Genomic DNA, 18,799 nt, shown 5'->3' with positions numbered 1-18,799 from the left:
TTATTTGAATAATAGATTTTTCGGCGAGATAGTGTCGGAAGCCGGGGAGGATACGCCGTCATGATCATCGACACACATCTGCATCTGATCGACCAGAGCGCGCTTCGCTATCCATGGCTGGCCGGCGTGCCGGCGCTGAACCGCGACTTCTCCTACGAGGAATACGCTGCCGATGCGCGGCGCTCAGGCATTGAAGCCGTGTTGCACATGGAGGTCGACGTCGACCCCGCCGACATCGCCGCCGAGACGGCGCATGTCAAGGCGATCGCCGGCCAGGCGGGCAGCCTGCTTCGCGGAGCGATCGCCTCCTGCCGGCCCGAGGAGGCCGGTTTCGAGGCTTATCTGGAAACGGTCAAGGCCGAGCCGTTCGTCAAGGGTTTCCGCCGCGTGCTGCATGTCGTTCCCGACGATCTTTCCGAAGGCGCGCTGTTTCGCCAGAACATCAAGCGGCTGGCCGGCACCGGCCTGACGTTCGATCTTGTGGTGCTGCCGCATCAGATCCCAAAGGCAATGGCGCTTGCCGACCTCGCGCCCGACGTCCAGTTCGTTCTCGACCATTGCGGCGTGCCCGACATCAAGGGCAATGCCGAGCATCCGTGGCGAGAGCATATGGAAGCAATTGCCAAGCGGCCCAACGTCGTCGGCAAGATTTCCGGCGTCGTCGCCTATGCCGATCCGGCGACGTGGACGGTCGAGACGCTCCGGCCCTATGTCGAGCACACGATCCGGTGCTTCGGCTGGGACCGAGTGATCTGGGGCAGCGACTGGCCGGTCTGCACGTTGGGCGGCGGGCTGACGACCTGGATCGCCGCCACGCATGCGCTGCTGGCCGGTGCAAGCGATTCAGAGCGGACCCGCCTGCTCTCGGGCAATGCACGCCGGCTGTGGCGGATATAGATGTCAAGCTCGCCGAGCGTCGCGGCGGCGATCGGCACATCTAGCCGGCGGCGGCTGGCGCGAAACTCTCCCGGAACAGGCGATTGATGTCAGCGATGACATGGCCGGCGTCCTGCCGGCCGGCAAGGCCTTCATTGATGCGGTCCGAAGCCAGCTGCTGGAAGGCCATGTAGCCGTCATGGCGCGGGCGGACCCAGGCGCCCTCAAGCGTCGCCCGCGTAGCGCGATAGAAGTCGCCGGTCGCGGCGTTGACGGCATCATCTTCCCAGGCTGCGGCATGGCCGGGCTGGCCGCCTGCGGCGGCGTAAGGCCCGCGCTGCACGTCGCCGCTGGCGATCCAGTAGGCGAAGTCGATTGCCGCCTGGCGCTGGGCAGAAAAGGCGGAGACGGCAATGCCGGTGCCGCCAAGCGCCGAGCCGACCGGGCCGTTGCCGCTGGCAACCGGTATGTCGGCGAAGGCGAGGCGGTGCGGGCGGAAACCCGCCACCGCATAAGGAACATAGCCATAGATCAGCGGTGCGCAGGCGATGCGCGAGCCGGGCTTGGCCATCTTCTCGAAGACGGCGATCGGATCCATCGTCAGGCATGCGGGATCGACAAGTGCTGCGATCTCACGCAGCATCTCCAAGACGGTTTCGCCGGTCTCGCCGTCGACAAGATCGGCCGAACCGTCGACTATGCATGGCCGGCCGAGATCGGCGGCCAAAGTGTAGAAGCACATCAGCGAATGCGGCGGCCGCAGCGGCAAGAGCACGCGGCCCTGCTCGGCAAGCGCCAGCACTTCGGTCCAGATCGCCGGCGCAGCTTCGATCAGATCGGGCCGCCAGGCCTGCACCTGGGTCGCGGCGTCGATCGGGAAAGCCCATTGCCGACCCTGCCAGCTATAGCTCGGATAGGACTGGCCGACGCTTGCCGCAGCCAGCGCTTCGCGTTCCGCCTCGCGTCCGGGCACATCGAGCGGCGCAAGGCATTTCTCGGCGGTGATCTGGCCGACATGCGGGTGGTCGATGACGATCAAATCATAGGCGCGGGCGAGCTCTTCCACCGGGAAGGATTCGAAATCCTGCAGCGAGCGCTTTTCCCATTCGATCGAGACGCCGGCCTTTTCCTGCCACAGCGCCGAGCACGCCACCATCGGGTCGTAGCCGCGCGGATGGTTCCAGGTCATGCCTTTCAACCGGATCACAGGCCGAACTCCGCGCGGATTTTTTCGCTGTGCTCGCCGATGCGAGGGGCGGCCCGATCCATCTTGGCGCGCGCGCCGTCGACGCGCAGCGGCGAACGCGTGGTGAGGATCGACACGTTGTCCTCGCGTGTCACGGTCTGCAGCATGTCGAGGGTCTTGAAGCCATCGCTCTGCATCAGCTCCGGCCAGGTCAGCACCTTGGCGCACCAGACATCGGCGGGCTCGAGGACCGCCAGCCATTCGCCGATGGTCTTCTCGGCGATGCGCCTGGCGATGATCGCCTTGATCTCGTCGCGGGCGGTGAACCAGGTCGCGGGCTTGTCGCGGAACGGGTCGAGCTCAGGCAGCTCGAGCAGGTCGGCTATCTTCGGGATCGGCGTCATGGCAATCGCCAGGTAGCCGTCCTTGGCCGGATAGACGCCGTAAGGCGCCGAGAGATAAGCGTGGGCGCTGCGGAAGGACGACCGCTTCGGCAGGCGGCGGCCGTCGTTGAGATGCGTGGTCAGCACCTCGAACTGGAAATCGACCAGCGCCTCGAGCAGGCTGGTTTCGACATGGCCGCCCTCGCCCGTGATGCCGCGCCGCACCAGCTTGGCCAGGATGCCTTGGGCGCTGGCCGCGCCCGCCAGCATATCGGCGATCGCCAGGCCGAACGGCACCGGTCCCTGCTCCTCGTCGCCGTTCAGCCACATCACGCCGGAACGAGCCTGCGCAAGCAGGTCCTGCCCAGGGCGCTTCACCCATGGCCCTTCCTCGCCATAGCCGCTGATCGAGGCATAGATGAGCCGGGGGTTGATCGTGCTGACATGCTCATAATCGAGGCCGAGGCGCTCAATGACGCCCGGTCGGAAGTTCTGGATGAGCACGTCGGCCTTGGCGATCAGACCGCGCAGCGCGGCGAGGTCGGCTTCGTTCTTCAAATCGACGGCAAGGCTTTCCTTGCCGCGGTTGATGGCGTGGAAAATGGTGGAATCGCCGCCGATCTCGGTGTCGCTGAGATAGAGCCGGCGCGACAGGTCGCCGCCATCAGGCCGCTCGATCTTGATGACGCGCGCGCCGAGGTCGAGCAGGCGCAGCGAGCAGTAGGGGCCCGACAGGAACTGGCTCATGTCGACGACGACGAGGCCGGTCAGCGGAAGTTCTTTGTCAGCGGCCACGATTCACTTCTCGGTCTTGCCGACAAAATCGGCCGGGTTCTTGTATTTCACGGTCTGCAGATGCTCGCAGTAGAGCACCAGCTCCCCTTCACCCTTGAAGACTTCATAGCTGGCGCGGATCAGGCCCATATCCTGGTAGCGCGGCTTTTTGTCGAGGTTGGTGCGGATCGAATAGATGGTGTCGCCGATGAAGACCGGCTTGATGAAGCGCAGTCTGTCGTAGCCATAGGAAAAGGCGTTGATGCAGTTGGTGGCGACCAGGCCGAGCCCGGCCGAGAAGACGAAGGCGCCCGCCACCAGCCGCTTGCCGAAGATACCTTCCTTCTCGGCGAACATCTGGTCCTGCACGTAAGGATGGATATCCAGCACCAACGCATTGAACATATGGCTTTCGCCCTCGGCGATGGTGCGGCGAAGCGAGCGGATTTTGTGGCCGACCTGCCAGTCCTCGTAGAACCAGTTTTCCGAATTCCAGACAGGGATGTCGGCATGCGCCTCAGGCATGTCGGCAGGATGCGTCGAGGCGACACCGACGGTCGGCGCGAATGCGCTCATGATCCTCTCCGGGAGCTTCCGGCGCGGCCTGCAAGGCGGTTCCGGGCGCGGTGCCGGATGGCGAGATGCATGGTCGCTTTCCTCCCACTGTTTTCTTTTGTGAATAATATTTTCACATATGGGATTACCTTGCAAGCGACGATCGGCGAAATTTTCGCCAAGGCCGGCACCAGCGGAGGAGCCGCCGGCGACGCCAGGGAAGATCGATGCGAAGCGCCTGTCTTGCCTTTGTTGGCAGCCCCAATCGCGAGGCGCCCTACTTCCAGGGCGCGGCGTCTACGCTTTCGACAAGTGGACGCTCGCCGTGCAGAAGCTTGCCGAGACCGACGAGGTCGGAACGCCGATGTGCGTGCGGATCATCGAGGACCGGCTTCAATACTAATCTTAGCGAGTGGAGTTCTTAGCGACTGACTTTGCTCACTGGCTGATCCGGGCGAACGAGCCGGTATAGGTCTGGCCGGCAAGCGCGTAGGTGACGTTGAGCGTTCCCGGCGACGGCATCGTGGCGGTGATGTCGGCGCCGTTCGGCAGGCGCCCGAGCTTCAACGTGCTGCCGACGATCCTGCCGGAGCCGTCGGCGACGCCGGGCTTGTTGTCGGCCAGGTCGCCCCATGCGTAGCTGGCCGTCACCTGCCCGCCTGAAGACACGGTCAGGATCGCCAGCTTGCCGTCATACATGTGGTTGAGCTGCCCCGCCCATATGCCGGAGAATGCGGCGTATCTGGCGGGAACGCCCTTGCCGGGTGGAACGACCGCAGCCGCCTCATCCAGCACCGCCGAATTCGGTGAGGCCGGAGCGGGAGCGGCGGCCGGAGCGGGTTGCGGGTCAGCAACAGGCTGTGTGTCTGGGGTCGATTGACAAGCAGCAAGCGCGACCGCAATGCAAAACATCGGCAAGAGACTGTTTGGCCGCGCAAGCAGTCCAGATTGAACCCGTTCCTCTACCAGTTTCCCACCCAAAACCGGAACTCTCATAAGCATCCCTCCGACAGGAAGCCTTAGCCTAGTTGCGGCCACCGGCATAGGGATTTCCTCGGGCGCTTGTTTCGCCGAATAGGACCTGCGTTCGCTTCCGCTGGAGCAGCTTTCCCGACATCTCGACTTGCAGGCATCCATCGACGCTCCGTCGCGGGCATGATGCCGGAACTCCCGTCAATGCCCAGCGTTCCAAAAGAAACCAGTAGCGAGCGCGCTCCGCCGATCCGAGCAAAGATTGTTCGTGAATTCCTCCGAGAAGAGCGCGATAGGTGCACGGAGCTCCAGCCATGGCTTTCACGCTTGAGAGTCCAGCCTTTGAAAACGGCCATACCATTCCCGAGCCCTACGTCAGCAACGGAGGCAATCTGTCTCCTCCCCTTCGGTGGAAGAACGCGCCAGCCGGGACCAAAAGCTTCCTGCTTGTCGTCGAGGATCCCGATGCGCCACGCGGCATGTTTCGCCATTGGGCGGTCTATGACATTGCCGCCGGCCGGGACCACCTGCCTGAAGGCACCGCCGGGCCGGAAAGTTTCCGCCAAGGCGTCAACGACTTCGGCAATGCCCATTACGACGGCCCCCAGCCGCCAAAAGGACACGGCGTTCACCACTATCACTTCCGCCTTTCGGCACTCGACGTTGAGGCGCTGGAAACCGGCGGGGAACCGGAAATCGCGAATCTTCTGACCCAGGCGGCGCCCCATATGATCGCCACTGCCGACCTCGTCGGCACATATGAAAGCCGCTGATGCGCGATCCGACGCATCCTGTCGGCATTCGATCATGCCCCCGTTCGAACGAGGAGAAAGACAATGCCGGACAAGAAAACCATTGAAAAGGCGCGCGAGGACAAGCGCGAAGGCAAGTCCGCTAGCACGCAGGCCGGTGAATTTGTTCACGCGGAAATCGACAAAGTCCGCAAGGGCAAGCACGGCGCCCGCTCCACCAAACAGGCGATCGCCATCGGCCTTTCGGAGGCGCGCCGCGCGGGCGTCGACCTGCCGCCTCCGAAGAAAGATGATGTGAAGGAGAGCACGCGCAAGAGCGCCAAATATGCTTACGAGGCAGGCCAGGGCGAACGGAAGCCGAAGCGCCAGCCGAAGGTCTCGAAGGCGGTATCAAAGGTGCTTGAGAACGAGCCTAAGAGCACCGCCTCCCACAAGGCTCTGTCGAAGCAGGCCAAGAGCGCCGCAGCTGGCCGCACAGCCGAAGAGCGGTCGGCGGCGGCAAGGAAGGCCGCGCAGACCAAAGGCGCCGCCGGACGATCGGCTGCAGCGCGCAAAGCAGCCAGAACCCGCGCCCAGCGCGGTTAGAGCAATTTCAGGAAGGACTGTTTGGTGGAGCCAATCGGAATCGAACCGACGACCTCTTGAATGCCATTCAAGCGCTCTCCCAACTGAGCTATGGCCCCACTCCCGGCAGTCGGCCGGCGCCGTTTCCGGCGAAGAGATCCGGCGCGGTTGGGAACCGCGCCGTCGTTTAGTGCTGGCGGCTTCTAGCGCCGCCTTCGGTCAAGATCAAGCCTTGAAAAGCCGCTTTTTCGTCACAGGCCAAAATGGCCGGCAAACGAACTCAGACTTCGTCATCGTCGTCGCCGACGCCGATCATATCGGCGACGTCATCGTCCTCTTCCTCTTCGTCGGCAAGGAAGGTGTCGTCCTCATCGTCGCCGAGATCGACATCCTCTTCATCGTCGCCAAGATCGGGAAGCTCGTCGCCGCCGCCCTTCACCTCGTCATCGGCCTCCTCGAGCGAGACGACTTCGGCGCCTTCCTCTTCGTCGGCGTCCACTTCCTTCTCGGCGATTTCCTCATCTTCCTCGAGGGCGGAAATCTTGCCTTCCTCGAAATAGGAGCGTGGATAGCTCTTGCCGGTATAGGGCGAGACGATCGGGTCTTTGTTGAGATCGTAGAATTTCCGACCCGTTTCGGGGTCGACACGCTTGGTGCCAAGTTCAGCTTTTGCCACAGCAGGCCTCGTCAATAAAAGAGTGGTCCCCATAACCGCAGTTTTGAGCGCTGTCAAAGCCAAAAGCCGGCATTGTAAAATGCTGGTATTCGAAGGCCTCGCACTAGGGGATGACCATTGCAACGCACCGTGATACGAGACCGCCGCAGCATGACGAACCGAGCCGGCCAGCCGGCATTTCATTTGGAAGACAAGGATGTCTCACTCCGCCGCCGCTAAGCCGGCCACGGCCCGCAAATCCCCTGCCCTTGCCGGCACCGCGCGCGTGCCGGGCGACAAGTCGATCTCACACCGCTCGTTCATGTTCGGCGGCCTTGCCTCCGGCGAAACCCGCATCACCGGCCTGCTCGAAGGCGAGGACGTGATGCGCACGGGCGCCGCCATGAAGGCGATGGGCGCGCATATCGAAAAGAACGGCGGCGAATGGGTCATCCGCGGCACCGGCAACGGCGCGTTGCTGCAGCCTGAAGGCCCGCTCGACTTCGGCAATGCCGGCACCGGCTCGCGTCTCACCATGGGGCTCGTCGGCACCTATGACATGGAGACGACCTTCATCGGCGACGCATCGCTTTCCGGCCGGCCGATGGGCCGCGTGCTCGATCCGCTGCGCCAGATGGGCGTGCAGGTGCTGAAGGCCGCTCCCGGCGACCGCATGCCGATCACGCTGCGCGGCCCGAAGCATGCAGCGCCCATCACCTATCGCGTGCCGATGGCATCCGCCCAGGTGAAGTCGGCGGTGCTGCTTGCCGGCTTGAACACTCCCGGCATCACCACGGTGATCGAACCCGTGATGACGCGCGACCATACCGAAAAGATGCTGAAGGGGTTCGGCGCCAACCTGAGCGTCGAGACGGATGAGCGCGGCGTGCGCCACATCTTCATCGAAGGCCAGGGCAAGCTCACCGGACAGACGATCGCCGTGCCGGGAGATCCATCCTCGGCCGGCTTCCCGCTTGTCGCGGCGCTGATCGTGCCGGGCTCGGACATCGTCATCGAGAACGTGCTGATGAACCCGACGCGCACCGGGCTGCTGCTGACCTTGCAAGAAATGGGCGGCCGTATCGACATCCTCAACCCGCGCAATGCCGGCGGCGAGGACGTGGCGGACCTGCGCGTGCGCTCCTCCGAGCTCAAGGGCGTCATCGTGCCGCCGGAGCGCGCGCCGTCGATGATCGACGAGTATCCGGTGCTGGCCGTCGCCGCGAGCTTCGCCGAGGGCGAGACGCTGATGCAGGGGCTGGAGGAATTGCGCGTCAAGGAATCCGACCGTCTGGCGGCGGTGGCTCGGGGCCTGGAGCTCAACGGCGTCGACTGCACCGAGGGCGAGGCCTCGCTCGCCGTACGCGGCAAGCCCGGCGGCAAGGGCCTGGGCGCTCATCCCAACGGCCCCGATACGGCGGTGAAGACGCATCTCGACCACCGCATCGCCATGAGTTTTCTGGTGATGGGCCTAGCCACCGAGAAGCCGGTGACGATCGACGACGCCAACATGATCGCGACGAGCTTTCCGGAATTCATGGGGCTGATGAAGGGGCTGGGCGCGGAGATTGGGTGAGGTCGATGAGATTGGCCCAAACTGAAAGGCTGGCGGGACAGCACCCCCCTCTGTCCTGCCGGACATCTCCCCCGCAAGGGGGGAGATCAGCTGTCGCGTCGGCTTTCGCCAATCACCAGCGTTTAAAGATCGAGCGGGGCGCCGAAGCTGCCAATCTCCCCCCAAGTGGGGGAGATGTCCGGCAGGACAGAGGGGGGCGCGAAGGATCGCGGCGGTTATTGTATTTGTCGCCCCCTCCAACCGCGACGCTCCAGCCATGAGCACCCCCTTCACCATCGCCATCGACGGGCCTGCCGGTGCCGGCAAGGGCACACTCGCGCGCCGGCTTTCCGACCACTACCGGCTGAACCTGCTCGACACCGGCCTCACCTATCGCGCGGTGGCCCACAAGCTGCTCGAACTCGGCCTGCCGCTCGACAATGTCTCGGCGGCGGAAACCGCGGCGCGGCAGGTCGACCTCTCCAACCTCGACCGCACCGTGTTGGCCGCGCATGCGGTGGGCGAGGCGGCCTCCAAGGTCGCGGTCATTCCGACCGTGCGGCGCATTCTGGTGGAGAAGCAGCGGGTCTTCGCCAAGGCGCCGCCGGGTGCCGTGCTCGACGGCCGCGACATCGGCACGGTGGTGTGCCCCGATGCCGACATCAAGCTCTATGTCACGGCAAGCGCCGAAGTGCGCGCCAGGCGCCGGCTGGCCGAGATCGAGAGCATGGGCGGCAGCGCCGATTTCGCCACCATCCTTGCCGATATCGAGCGCCGCGACGAGCGCGACATGGGCCGCGCCGACTCGCCGCTGAAGCCGGCGGCAGACGCGCACTTGCTTGATACCAGCGAAATGGCTATAGAAGCCGCGTTTCTGGCGGCGATGGCGATCGTTGACGACGTCCTTGCCAAGAGAAACAAGGCCTGATCAGGTTTTTCGATTGCCGTTGGCGGCGAAAATACCCATATCGGGCACGAACCAGCCTGCCAGCATTCTTCATGCGCCGGACTTGCCGCCTGAACAGCGGCCAAGGGCTTTCAGCCCGGAACGCCGGCAGGCTCACGCAACGCTAACCCACGGCGCCCGCCCCGCTTGAAGACCGGGGTATTCCAGGAGAAACAATGTCAGTAGCTAATCCGTCTCGCGACGATTTCGCGAGCATGCTCGAAGAATCATTCACCGCCGGCCATTCCGGCGAGGGCCAGGTTGTCCGGGGCACGATCACCGCGATCGAAAAGGACATGGCCATCATCGATGTCGGCCTCAAGGTCGAAGGCCGCGTGCCGCTGAAGGAATTCGGCGCCAAGGGCAAGGAATCCTCCCTCAAGGTCGGCGACACCGTCGAGGTCTATGTCGAGCGCATCGAAAACGCGCTTGGCGAAGCCATGCTGTCGCGCGAGAAGGCTCGCCGCGAGGAGAGCTGGGTGCGTCTCGAAGAGAAGTTCACCAAGGGTGAGCGCGTCGAAGGCGTCATCTTCAACCAGGTCAAGGGCGGCTTCACCGTCGACCTCGACGGCGCCGTGGCGTTCCTGCCGCGCAGCCAGGTCGATATCCGCCCGATCCGCGATGTCACCCCGCTGATGCACAACCCGCAGCCCTTCGAGATCCTCAAGATGGATCGCCGCCGCGGCAACATCGTGGTGTCGCGCCGCACCGTGCTCGAAGAGAGCCGCGCCGAACAGCGCTCGGAAATCGTGCAGAACCTCGAGGAAGGCCAGGTGGTCGAAGGCGTGGTCAAGAACATCACCGACTACGGTGCGTTCGTCGACCTCGGCGGCATCGACGGCCTGCTGCATGTCACCGACATGGCCTGGCGCCGCGTCAACCATCCGACCGAGATCCTCAACATCGGCCAGACGGTCAAGGTGCAGATCATCCGCATCAACCAGGAAACCCACCGCATCTCGCTCGGCATGAAGCAGCTCGAGTCGGATCCGTGGTCGGATATCGGCACCAAGTTCCCGATCGGCAAGAAGATCAAGGGCACCGTCACCAACATCACCGACTACGGCGCGTTCGTCGAGCTGGAGCCGGGCATCGAGGGCCTCATCCACGTTTCGGAAATGTCGTGGACGAAGAAGAATGTGCATCCCGGCAAGATCCTGTCGACGACGCAGGAAGTCGACGTGGTGGTGCTCGAGGTCGATCCGGCCAAGCGCCGCATCTCGCTCGGCCTCAAGCAGACGCTGGAAAACCCGTGGCAGGCTTTCGCCTCGAGCCATCCGGTCGGCAGCCAGGTCGAGGGCGAGGTCAAGAACAAGACCGAGTTCGGCCTGTTCATCGGCCTGGAAGGCGACGTGGACGGCATGGTGCACCTCTCCGACCTCGACTGGACCCGTCCGGGCGAGCAGGTCATCGAAGAGTACAATCGCGGCGACATGGTCAAGGCGCAGGTGCTCGACGTCGATATCGAGAAGGAGCGCATCTCGCTCGGCATCAAGCAGCTGGCCCGCGACACTGTCGGCGAAGCGGCCAGCAGCGGCGAGCTGCGCAAGAACGCCGTCGTCACCTGCGAGGTCATCGGCGTGAAGGATGGCGGTCTGGACGTGCGGCTGGTCGACAGCGGCATCGAGACCTTCATCAAGCGTTCGGACCTTTCGCGCGACCGCGACGAGCAGCGCCCCGAGCGCTTCACCGTCGGCCAGAAGGTCGATGCCCGCGTCATCGCCTTCGACAAGAAGACCCGCAAGCTGCAGGTCTCGATCAAGGCGCTGGAAATCGCCGAGGAGAAGGAAGCGGTCGCTCAGTACGGCTCGACCGACTCCGGCGCTTCGCTGGGCGACATTCTGGGCGCCGCGCTGAAGAAGCAGGGCAACTAAAGCCTTCCGGGAAAGCCGTTTGCGGCTTTCCGTCGGAATTGCGTAAGCCCTTTGGCGAACAGCAAAAACCCCGCCGGAGCGATCCGGCGGGGTTTTTCTATTGCCTGGATTTCTGTGCGGTCAGGCGCGTCCATAAAGCGGAACAAGCGTGCCGCTCATCGCCAGGTTGGCGGGCGAGGCGAGGTAGGCGATCGCTTCCGCCGCGGCCTCCAGGCTGACCCATTTGGCGAAATCGGCATCGGGCATGTCGGCGCGGTTGGCGGGCGTGTCGAGCGTCGAGGGCGCCACGGCGTTGACGAGGATGCCCTTGCCCTTCAACTCCTCGGCCATGGCCACCGTCATGGCCGCGACCGCCGCCTTGCTTGCGGCATAGGCAACCATGCCGGAGCCGCGCCTCGGATCGAGTCCGGCGCGCGCGGTGACGTTGACGATGCGGCCGGCCGTATTGGACTCCAGCATCGAGCGCACCGCGGCGCGGCTGCACAGGAAAGCCGTGCGGGCGTTGGTGTCCATCATCTCGGCGAAGGAGGCCGACTCGATCTTTTCGACCGGCGCCATGGTGAAGCCGCCGGCAAGGTGGATCGAGGCCCAGAGCTCGGGAACCTGATGGTAGAAGGCCTCGACCTTGGCCGGATCCGACAGGTCGACGTTATGCGCCAAATGCACGCTGGCATGGGCTGCGTAAGGAAAATGCGGCGGGGCCGCCGCGTGGGCATTTGGCACGTGGCAGATCGCGCCTTGCTCCAGCAGTCTGCCGACAACCGCGCCGCCGAGCGCCCCAGTGCCGCCCGTCACCACGACATGCCTGCCATTCAGCGTTTCCGTCATACCTAGACCGCTCCTGTCATTTTTTTATGATTATATCTTGGGTTATGCCGCCCCAGGCTCGAACGTCGCGCCTTTCGCGCTGTCACTCAATTGAAATATCGACATGGCTGGCGCAGCGTCTTTGCATGCGTCGGACCTTGGCGGCGGCATGGATTGCCGGCGCCGAAAGGGGTCAACCGGCAGATGCACCGATCTTTCAGTCGACGGTGATTTCGATGACGCGCGGCTTGCCGGCCGCCCGCGCGCGCTTCAGCGCCGCGGCGAGGCCGCCAGCCCCGGCCAGCCGCTCGGACTCGATGCCATAGGCCTCGGCGAGCTTGCAGAAATCGGGCGGTGCCGGCGACACGCCGACCGGCTCGACGCCGACATCGAGCATCGAGGTTTCGATCTCGCGATAGCCGCGATTGTTCCAGACGACGAAGATTACCGGCGCTTCGGCGTCGAGCGCGGCGCCGATCTCCGGCAAGGTGAACTGGAAGCCGCCATCGCCGGTGAGGCACACCACCGGCGCCTCCGGCACCGCAAGTGCTGCGCCGATCGCCGCCGGCGGACCGTAGCCCAACGCGCCGAAGCCGGTCGCGGCGTTGAACCAGCCGCCGGGACGGTCGTGGTCGTAATAGAGGTTGGCGGCATAAATCGGCTGGGTCGAATCGCCGACGATGATGGCGCCCGGCAGCGCGTCGCGGATTGCCTCCACGGCGCGCACCTGCGCCAGATATTCGGGCTTCAGCTCGGCCCGAGCGGCCTCGCGCGCGGCGGCCGCACGAGCCTCGCCATCGCTTGCCGCGGCATGGCCAGATCCGATCGCTGCAAGCAGCGCCTCGATCGCTTCCACGCAATCCGCCTGGATGCCGACCGTCACCGGCCGGCGCGCGATCTGGTCGGCGCCGATATCGATGCGGATCAGGCTCGGCGGCAGCACGAAGCCGCCGTCGCCATAGCCGTCATAATCGGTCGGGCCGAATTCAGTGCCGGCGGCAATCACCAGATCGGCGCCCGCCATCAACGCGCGCACGGCCTTGAGGCTGGGGCTCGCCGGCACGCACAGCGGGTGGGTATGCAGCAGGCCACGCGCATTGGCGGTCTCGACCACGGGGGCGCCGAGCATCTCGGCCAGACGCCGCAGCGCCGCATCGGCTTTCTTGGCGCCCCCGCCTGAAAGGATCAGCGGACGGCGTGCGGCCCTGCAAAGCCGTGCCGCCTCGGCGATCGCCGCCAACTCCGGAGCGGGCGGCGCGGCATTGCTAAGGACGGCCGCAACACCATCGGCGGGCTTGACCATGACGTCGGTGGGGATCTCGATATGGACCGGCCCCGGGCGTGAGGAGGAGAAAACGGCGAAGGCGCGGGCGAGCGCGCCAGGCAACTGCCCGGCCTCGGTGATGCGCTCGGAAAACAGCGCCACCTTCTCCATCATGCCGCGCTGGTCGGGCAGCTCATGCAGGAAGCCCAGCCCTTTTCCCAGCGTGTCGGTGGCGTTGACGCCGGAGATGACCAGCATCGGCACCGAATCGGCGCGCGCCTGTCCCATGGCGGTGATGGTGTTGGTGAGGCCCGGCCCGGTGATGACGAAGGCGACGCCGGGACGGCCGCCGGCGCGCGCATAACCGTCGGCCATGAAGCCGGCGCCCTGTTCGTGGCGCGGCGTGACATGGCGGATCTTCGAGCCCGCCAGGCCGCGATAGAGTTCAACCGTATGCACGCCCGGAATGCCGAAGACGGTGTCGACGCCATGCGCCTCGAGCAATTTGATCAGCGCTTCGCCGATGGTGGTCATTGGTTTCCTCCCTTTTCCGGCGCCAAGCCGAGCTCGGCCTCTATGGCTTTGACGCCAATCGCCGCCAATTCGCCAGGCGAGAACATCTCTGCTGCCAGGCAGCCTTCGATCCAGAGCCCGTCGATGATCGCGTTGATCGCGATGGCATGGCGGCGCAGCTCGCCTGCGTCCGGCTTGCGCCGCTCGGCGGCGAGCACCTCGGCAACGACCGCTTCCACCTCGTCGCGAAAGCCGAGATAGCCTTCGCGATGGGCACGGGCGAGCGCCGGATCGGCATTGGCGCGGCCAAGGAAGGTTGCCCAGAGCGAAAACACCCGCCGGTCGACGATCGGCGCGTTGAGGTTGGCGGTGACGAAAGCCGCGAGGCGTTGGCGAGGCGAGGCGTCTTCCATGACCAATGCCGCCTTCGCCTGCTCGGTCATGCGGCCGACCAGCGCCGTATAGGCTTCCTGCAGCAATTCTTCCTTGCCGGGGAAATAGTGCCGGATCAGCCCGGCGGTGACGCCGGCGCGCAAGGCGATGGTGCGCAAGGTGGCGCCCTGAAGTCCATATTCCGCCACGCTGTCCAGCGTCGCATCGATCAGATCCTGCCGCCGCCGCTCCTCGCCCTCGCGGCGGAACTTGCGGCGCGCATTCATTGGCGCAGGATCGGCCGCGTCAGGCATGTCGGCCCGCCTTCGCAGGCGATGCAGAGCGCATCCGCCTCGAATGTCTCGACCGTGCAGCCGGCGGCTTCCATCGCGGCCTTGGTTTTGGGAAAACCCGCAACGGCGATGACCTTGTGCGGGCTGGTCGGCAGCACATTCAGGCTGAGGCCGTTGGAAGCGGCGAACTCTTCGGCGTCGCCTTCGACCAGCCGGATGCCGCGCGCCTTCAGCATCTGATAGAACGCCGCCGGCAGAAGCGGCGAATGGACCAGGGCCAGGTCGTCGGCCAGCGGGCTGATCACCGACATCAGATGCAGGCACGCCTCTTCGCCCTGCCACAGCGGCAAATCGAAGCCGTAGACGGAAATGCCCAGCGGCGTCAGCAGGTTGGAAACCTGCTGGATGCCTTCCTGGTTGGAGCGCACACCACGCCCGATCGCCAGCGAGCGGGCATCCACCCATACGCAGTCGCCGCCTTCGACCTGACCAGGCGCCTCGACACGACCGAGGACGGGAATGCCCAGTCTCTTATAGGTTTCCTCATGCAGCGAGGGCTCCCGGGCGCGCAGTGGCTTGCCCATGGACAGGATCAGCGCGCCGCGGTCGGTCATCAGCGACGGGTCATGCGTGAACACCGAATCCGAAAGGCCGTCGGCCGTGTCCTCGATCCATTCGATCTCGGCGCCGGAAGCCGCCACCATGTCGGCAAGGGCCGCATGCTGCACGGCTGCTTTCGCCGGGTTGAATCCCGGGCCATAGTGCCAGGCCGCCCTGTCGGCGTCGCGCATGGCGTTGGCCGCCGACCGCATCAGCACGCGCCGCAGCGGCGCCGCCATGGACTGTGACCCGAAAGCGCTCATCGATGCCCTTTTAAGATGAAAAAAATCGTGAAAATTTCATGAAAGGCTATTTATACACTTGCGCAACAAGGCCGCAAGTGCCGTAATGAGCGGGATTGACGGGCTCGCGCTGTCGGGTCCATGCTGAAGCCTGGAGCGGGTCAGTGCAGCGTATGTTGATTAGCCGGATAGACGTTCGACGACCTGCCGTCGGCCAGATAGAGGTCACCCGGTGAGCGCTGCAGCAGCTGCCGCAGTCCAATCCGGTGAGGCGCAGAACGGCGCCGCCGAAGCCATCCATGTCGAAAACCTGCACAAGAAATTCGGCCAGCTGCACGTGCTGAAGGGAGTTTCGCTGTCGGCGCGCGACGGCGAGGTGGTCGCCATCATCGGCGGCTCCGGTTCCGGCAAGTCGACGCTCTTACGCTGCATCAACTGCCTGGAGAACCCGACAAGCGGCATCATCCGGGTCAATGGCGAGGAGATCAAGCTCAAGGCCGACAGCCATGGACACACCGTTCCGGCCGACCGCAGGCAGATCGAGCGCATTCGCTCGAGGCTCGGCATGGTGTTCCAGAATTTCAACCTGTGGAGCCACATGACGCTGATCGAGAATGTCATCGAGGTTCCGGTGCATGTGCTTGGCGTCAAGCGCAGCGAAGCGATCGCCCAGGCCGAGAAGCTGCTCGCCCGCGTCGGGCTGGCGGAAAAGCGCGACGTCTATCCGGCTTTCCTGTCCGGCGGCCAGCAGCAGCGGGCCGCGATCGCCCGCGCGCTGGCGATCAATCCGCGCGTCATGCTGTTCGACGAACCGACTTCCGCGCTCGATCCCGAGCTGGTCGGCGAAGTGCTGAAAGTCATCGGCGACCTGGCGCGCGAGGGGCGGACCATGGTGCTGGTGACGCATGAAATGAAGTTCGCCCGCGAGGTCGCGACGCATGTCGTCTATCTCTACAACGGGCTGGTCGAGGAGGAAGGTCCGCCGGAACAGCTGTTCGGCGCGCCCAAATCCGAAAGGCTCAAGCAATTCCTCCGCAATGTCGGCTAGGTGCCGGCATCAAGCGGAGCGAAAAACCGGGAACAACAACAAACTGGGAGTCCTGACATGAAGACTGTTCTCAAGACATTTGCCGCCGCGCTGCTTCTCGGCGTCGCGGCGATGGGCGGAGTGGCCAAGGCCGAGCAGGTCAAGATCGGCGTCGCCGCCGAACCCTACCCGCCCTTCACCTCGCCCGACGCCAGCGGCAAATGGGTGGGCTGGGAGATCGACTTCGTCGACGCCGTCTGCGCCGAAGAGAAACTTGACTGCGTGATCACGCCGGTGGCCTGGGACGGCATCATCCCGGCGCTGACGACCAAGAAGATCGACGCCATCGTCTCTTCCATGTCGATCACCGACGAGCGCAAGAAGACGATCGACTTCTCGGACAAGTACTACAACACCCCGACCGCGATCATCGGGCCGAAGGACCAGAAGTTCGGCGCCACGCCGGACGATCTCAAGGGCAAGGTGATCGGCGTCCAGGTCTCGACCGTGCATGCCGTGTACGCGAAGAAGCACTTCACCGGCGCCCAGGAAATCAAGGAATACCAGACCCAAGATGAAGCCAACCAGGATCTGGCCGCTGGCCGCATCGACGCGGTGCAGGCCGACTCGATCGCGCTCGGCGAATTCCTGAAGTCGGACCAGGGCAAGGCCTGCTGCGACCTGAAGGGCATGGTGGCGCCCGACGACGAAGTGCTTGGCCCGGGTGTCGGCGCCGGTATCCGCAAGGAAGACACCGCGCTCAAGGAAAAGTTCAACGCCGGCATCAAGGCGATCCGCGCCAACGGCAAGTATGACGAGATCTCGAAGAAATATTTCGACTTCGACATCTATGGCGGCGCCACGCAGTCGAACTGAGCCCTCTCGAAATGAGTGAGGGCATGGCGTCCGCGCCATGCCCGATCTTGCCACGCGTGCCCGCCGCCGACCTGACCATCGGCGGCTCGCCAGCAATCCGGGGACGAAGCTGATCGACGCCTTTCTTCCGGCCTCCGCGGCCGGCATCATCGAACTCCTGTCGCCCGTGGCGCCCGGCTGGGGCGGCACGCTGCTGGTCGGCCTGCTGCATTCGATCGAGATCGCCATAGGCGCGACGTGCCTCGGCCTCATGATCGGCACCGCCGGCGCGTTCGGCAAGCTCTATGGCGGCCCGGTGACGCGCGATCTGCTCGCGGTCTACACGACGGTCGTGCGCGCCGTGCCGGAACTGGTGCTGATCCTGCTGCTCTATTACGCCGGCACCGACCTCATCAACCAGGTGCTGACTGCGATCGGCTACAGCCGTGTCGACATCAGCGGGCTCGCGGCCGGCATTTTCGTGCTGGGCTTCGTCCAGGGCGCCTATTCGACCGAAGTCATCCGCGGCGCCATCCTCGCCATCCCGCAAGGCCAGATCGAGGCCGCCCGCGCCTACGGCATGTCGCCGGGCCTGATGCTGCGACGCATCACTGTGCCGGCCATGCTGCCCTTCGCCATCCCTGGCCTGGCGAATCTGTGGCTCATCGCCACCAAGGACACCGCGCTGCTTGCCGTCGTCGGCTTCTTCGAATTGACGCTGGCGACGCGCCAGGCGGCCGGCGTGACCAAGGCCTACCTTCTTTTCTACCTTGCGGCCGGCGCGCTCTATCTCGCGCTCTCGTTGTTCTCCAACCTGGTCATCGGCCGCGTCGAGGCCTGGTCGCGGCGCGGCATGCCCTCCGTCAGGGAGGCGCGCTGATGTCCGCCGAAGCCTCCGCGATCCACATGGCGGCGCGCGCCTCGATCTGGCTCAAGCCGCACCGCATCGTGCTGATCCTGATCGGGCTGGCGCTGGTTCTGTGCGCCGCCGTCTTCATGCGCTGGGACTGGCTGCCGCAATATTGGGAAATGGGCCTGATGGGTCTATGGCGGTCGCTCTGGATCCTCGCCGTCACCTGCGCGCTGGGCTTTGCGCTTGCGGTGCCGCTCGGGCTCGCCCAGGCAGGCGGACCGATCTGGTTCTCGGCACCGGCGAAGGTCTTCTGCACCATCATCCGGGGAACGCCGCTGCTCCTGCAGCTCTGGCTGCTCTATTACGGCCTCGGCTCGATCTTTCCGCAATATCCATGGATCCGCGAATCGTGGCTTTGGCCGTATCTCAGGCAGGCCTGGCCGTATGGCGTGGTGGCGCTGACCTTCTCCTTCGCCGGCTACGAGGGTGAAGTGATGCGCGGCGCATTCGCCGGCGTGCCGCGCGGACAGTTGGAGGCCGCCCGTGCGTTCGGCATGAGCCGCTGGAAAATCTTCCGGCGCATCTGGCTGCCGCAAGCCTTCTACCGGGCGCTGCCGACGCTGACGGGCGAGACGGTGCTGCAGCTAAAATCGACACCGCTGGTGGCGACGATCAGCGTCATCGATATCTTCGCCGTCTCCTCCAAGGTGCGCCAGGACACCTACCTGACCTACGAGCCTTTGCTGCTGCTGGCGCTGATCTATATGACGATCACCGGTATCCTGGTCTTCGTCTTCAGCCGGATCGAGGCACGGATTCCGGTCAAGATCGGATAGTAGGGAGTAAGGGAGTAGGAGAGTAGGGGAGTAGGGGAGTAGGGG

General features: G+C 64.7%; 19 protein-coding genes and 1 tRNA gene. 10 read left to right on the top strand and 10 right to left on the bottom strand.

The features are described from left to right. The first annotated feature begins 60 nt into the window (after window positions 1-60). The gene (locus FJ423_RS24335) at window positions 61-897 is read left to right on the top strand and encodes an amidohydrolase (RefSeq protein WP_140845579.1); all 837 of its coding nucleotides are present in this window, start codon (window positions 61-63) and stop codon (window positions 895-897) included. A 40-nt stretch (window positions 898-937) separates the two neighbouring features. On the opposite strand, the gene FJ423_RS24330 is transcribed toward FJ423_RS24335, so the two are convergent. From FJ423_RS24330 to FJ423_RS24315, 4 genes are all read right to left on the bottom strand, one after another. After that, window positions 938-2,065, bottom strand: a complete 1,128-nt coding sequence (locus FJ423_RS24330) for an extracellular solute-binding protein (RefSeq protein ID WP_140845643.1) — start codon at window positions 2,063-2,065, stop codon at window positions 938-940. Window positions 2,066-2,079: 14 nt separating this feature from the next. Beyond that, complete coding sequence (locus FJ423_RS24325) at window positions 2,080-3,240, bottom strand: CaiB/BaiF CoA-transferase family protein (RefSeq protein ID WP_140845578.1); 1,161 nt, start codon at window positions 3,238-3,240, stop codon at window positions 2,080-2,082. A gap of 3 nt (window positions 3,241-3,243) precedes the next feature. After that, the gene (locus tag FJ423_RS24320; protein ID WP_140845577.1) at window positions 3,244-3,795 is read right to left on the bottom strand and encodes a MaoC family dehydratase; all 552 of its coding nucleotides are present in this window, start codon (window positions 3,793-3,795) and stop codon (window positions 3,244-3,246) included. 417 nt (window positions 3,796-4,212) lie between these two features. After that, window positions 4,213-4,569 (bottom strand): hypothetical protein, encoded by a 357-nt coding sequence (locus FJ423_RS24315; protein ID WP_246680273.1) that lies wholly within the window; start codon window positions 4,567-4,569, stop codon window positions 4,213-4,215. Between the two features lie 491 nt (window positions 4,570-5,060). Here FJ423_RS24315 and FJ423_RS24310 point away from each other — a divergent pair, with 491 nt between their 5' ends. Both FJ423_RS24310 and FJ423_RS24305 read left to right on the top strand, forming a co-directional pair. Beyond that, complete coding sequence (locus tag FJ423_RS24310; RefSeq protein ID WP_140845576.1) at window positions 5,061-5,519, top strand: YbhB/YbcL family Raf kinase inhibitor-like protein; 459 nt, start codon at window positions 5,061-5,063, stop codon at window positions 5,517-5,519. A gap of 63 nt (window positions 5,520-5,582) precedes the next feature. After that, on the top strand, window positions 5,583-6,083 hold the full coding sequence (locus FJ423_RS24305) for a DUF6496 domain-containing protein (protein WP_140845575.1): 501 nt from the start codon (window positions 5,583-5,585) through the stop codon (window positions 6,081-6,083). A gap of 22 nt (window positions 6,084-6,105) precedes the next feature. On the opposite strand, the gene FJ423_RS24300 is transcribed toward FJ423_RS24305, so the two are convergent. Both FJ423_RS24300 and FJ423_RS24295 read right to left on the bottom strand, forming a co-directional pair. After that, window positions 6,106-6,181, bottom strand: a tRNA-Ala gene (locus FJ423_RS24300). 161 nt (window positions 6,182-6,342) lie between these two features. Then, a complete protein-coding gene (locus tag FJ423_RS24295) occupies window positions 6,343-6,738 on the bottom strand; it encodes a TIGR02300 family protein (protein ID WP_140845574.1) in 396 nt (131 codons plus the stop codon). A gap of 196 nt (window positions 6,739-6,934) precedes the next feature. On the opposite strand from FJ423_RS24295, the gene aroA reads away from it, so the two are divergent. The 3 genes from aroA to rpsA all read left to right on the top strand — a co-directional run bounded on the left by aroA (window position 6,935) and on the right by rpsA (window position 11,092). Next, on the top strand, window positions 6,935-8,293 hold the full coding sequence (gene aroA / locus FJ423_RS24290; protein WP_140845573.1) for a 3-phosphoshikimate 1-carboxyvinyltransferase: 1,359 nt from the start codon (window positions 6,935-6,937) through the stop codon (window positions 8,291-8,293). A 256-nt stretch (window positions 8,294-8,549) separates the two neighbouring features. Beyond that, window positions 8,550-9,200: a (d)CMP kinase gene (cmk, locus tag FJ423_RS24280; protein ID WP_140845572.1), complete on the top strand. Its 651-nt coding sequence runs from the start codon at window positions 8,550-8,552 to the stop codon at window positions 9,198-9,200. Window positions 9,201-9,394: 194 nt separating this feature from the next. Continuing rightward, a complete protein-coding gene (gene rpsA, locus FJ423_RS24275; RefSeq protein WP_095769359.1) occupies window positions 9,395-11,092 on the top strand; it encodes a 30S ribosomal protein S1 in 1,698 nt (565 codons plus the stop codon). A gap of 120 nt (window positions 11,093-11,212) precedes the next feature. On the opposite strand, the gene FJ423_RS24270 is transcribed toward rpsA, so the two are convergent. The 4 genes from FJ423_RS24270 to FJ423_RS24255 form a co-directional block, all read right to left on the bottom strand. Next, complete coding sequence (locus FJ423_RS24270; RefSeq protein ID WP_140845571.1) at window positions 11,213-11,920, bottom strand: SDR family NAD(P)-dependent oxidoreductase; 708 nt, start codon at window positions 11,918-11,920, stop codon at window positions 11,213-11,215. Window positions 11,921-12,116: 196 nt separating this feature from the next. Then, entirely contained in the window at window positions 12,117-13,697 is a 1,581-nt protein-coding gene (locus FJ423_RS24265; RefSeq protein ID WP_140845570.1) for a 5-guanidino-2-oxopentanoate decarboxylase, read from the bottom strand. Beyond that, window positions 13,694-14,362, bottom strand: coding sequence for a TetR family transcriptional regulator C-terminal domain-containing protein (locus FJ423_RS24260; RefSeq protein WP_095769362.1), 669 nt, complete (start codon window positions 14,360-14,362; stop codon window positions 13,694-13,696). Before FJ423_RS24260 ends, FJ423_RS24265 begins: the two co-directional genes overlap by 4 nt. Next, window positions 14,332-15,204, bottom strand: coding sequence for a dimethylarginine dimethylaminohydrolase family protein (locus FJ423_RS24255; RefSeq protein WP_140845569.1), 873 nt, complete (start codon window positions 15,202-15,204; stop codon window positions 14,332-14,334). The genes FJ423_RS24260 and FJ423_RS24255 overlap by 31 nt, the downstream gene beginning before the upstream one ends. Window positions 15,205-15,415: 211 nt before the next feature. Here FJ423_RS24255 and FJ423_RS24250 point away from each other — a divergent pair, with 211 nt between their 5' ends. The 4 genes from FJ423_RS24250 (at window position 15,416) to FJ423_RS24235 (ending at window position 18,754) form a co-directional block, all read left to right on the top strand. Further along, window positions 15,416-16,231 carry an ABC transporter ATP-binding protein gene (locus tag FJ423_RS24250; protein WP_140845568.1) on the top strand — a complete coding sequence of 272 codons (816 nt, stop codon included), beginning with the start codon at window positions 15,416-15,418 and terminating at the stop codon, window positions 16,229-16,231. Window positions 16,232-16,288: 57 nt separating this feature from the next. Then, window positions 16,289-17,086, top strand: coding sequence for a transporter substrate-binding domain-containing protein (locus tag FJ423_RS24245; protein WP_140546720.1), 798 nt, complete (start codon window positions 16,289-16,291; stop codon window positions 17,084-17,086). Window positions 17,087-17,279: 193 nt separating this feature from the next. Next, the gene (locus FJ423_RS24240; protein WP_246680287.1) at window positions 17,280-17,945 is read left to right on the top strand and encodes an ABC transporter permease subunit; all 666 of its coding nucleotides are present in this window, start codon (window positions 17,280-17,282) and stop codon (window positions 17,943-17,945) included. Beyond that, the gene (locus tag FJ423_RS24235) at window positions 17,945-18,754 is read left to right on the top strand and encodes an ABC transporter permease (protein ID WP_140845566.1); all 810 of its coding nucleotides are present in this window, start codon (window positions 17,945-17,947) and stop codon (window positions 18,752-18,754) included. Before FJ423_RS24240 ends, FJ423_RS24235 begins: the two co-directional genes overlap by 1 nt. Window positions 18,755-18,799 lie beyond the last annotated feature (45 nt).

This window comes from Mesorhizobium sp. B2-8-9 (assembly GCF_006439475.1).
In the GTDB taxonomy this organism is placed as follows: domain Bacteria; phylum Pseudomonadota; class Alphaproteobacteria; order Rhizobiales; family Rhizobiaceae; genus Mesorhizobium.
The sequence above is the reverse complement of the archived record's forward strand: the minus strand, read 5'-3'. Positions and strand labels throughout refer to the sequence as shown.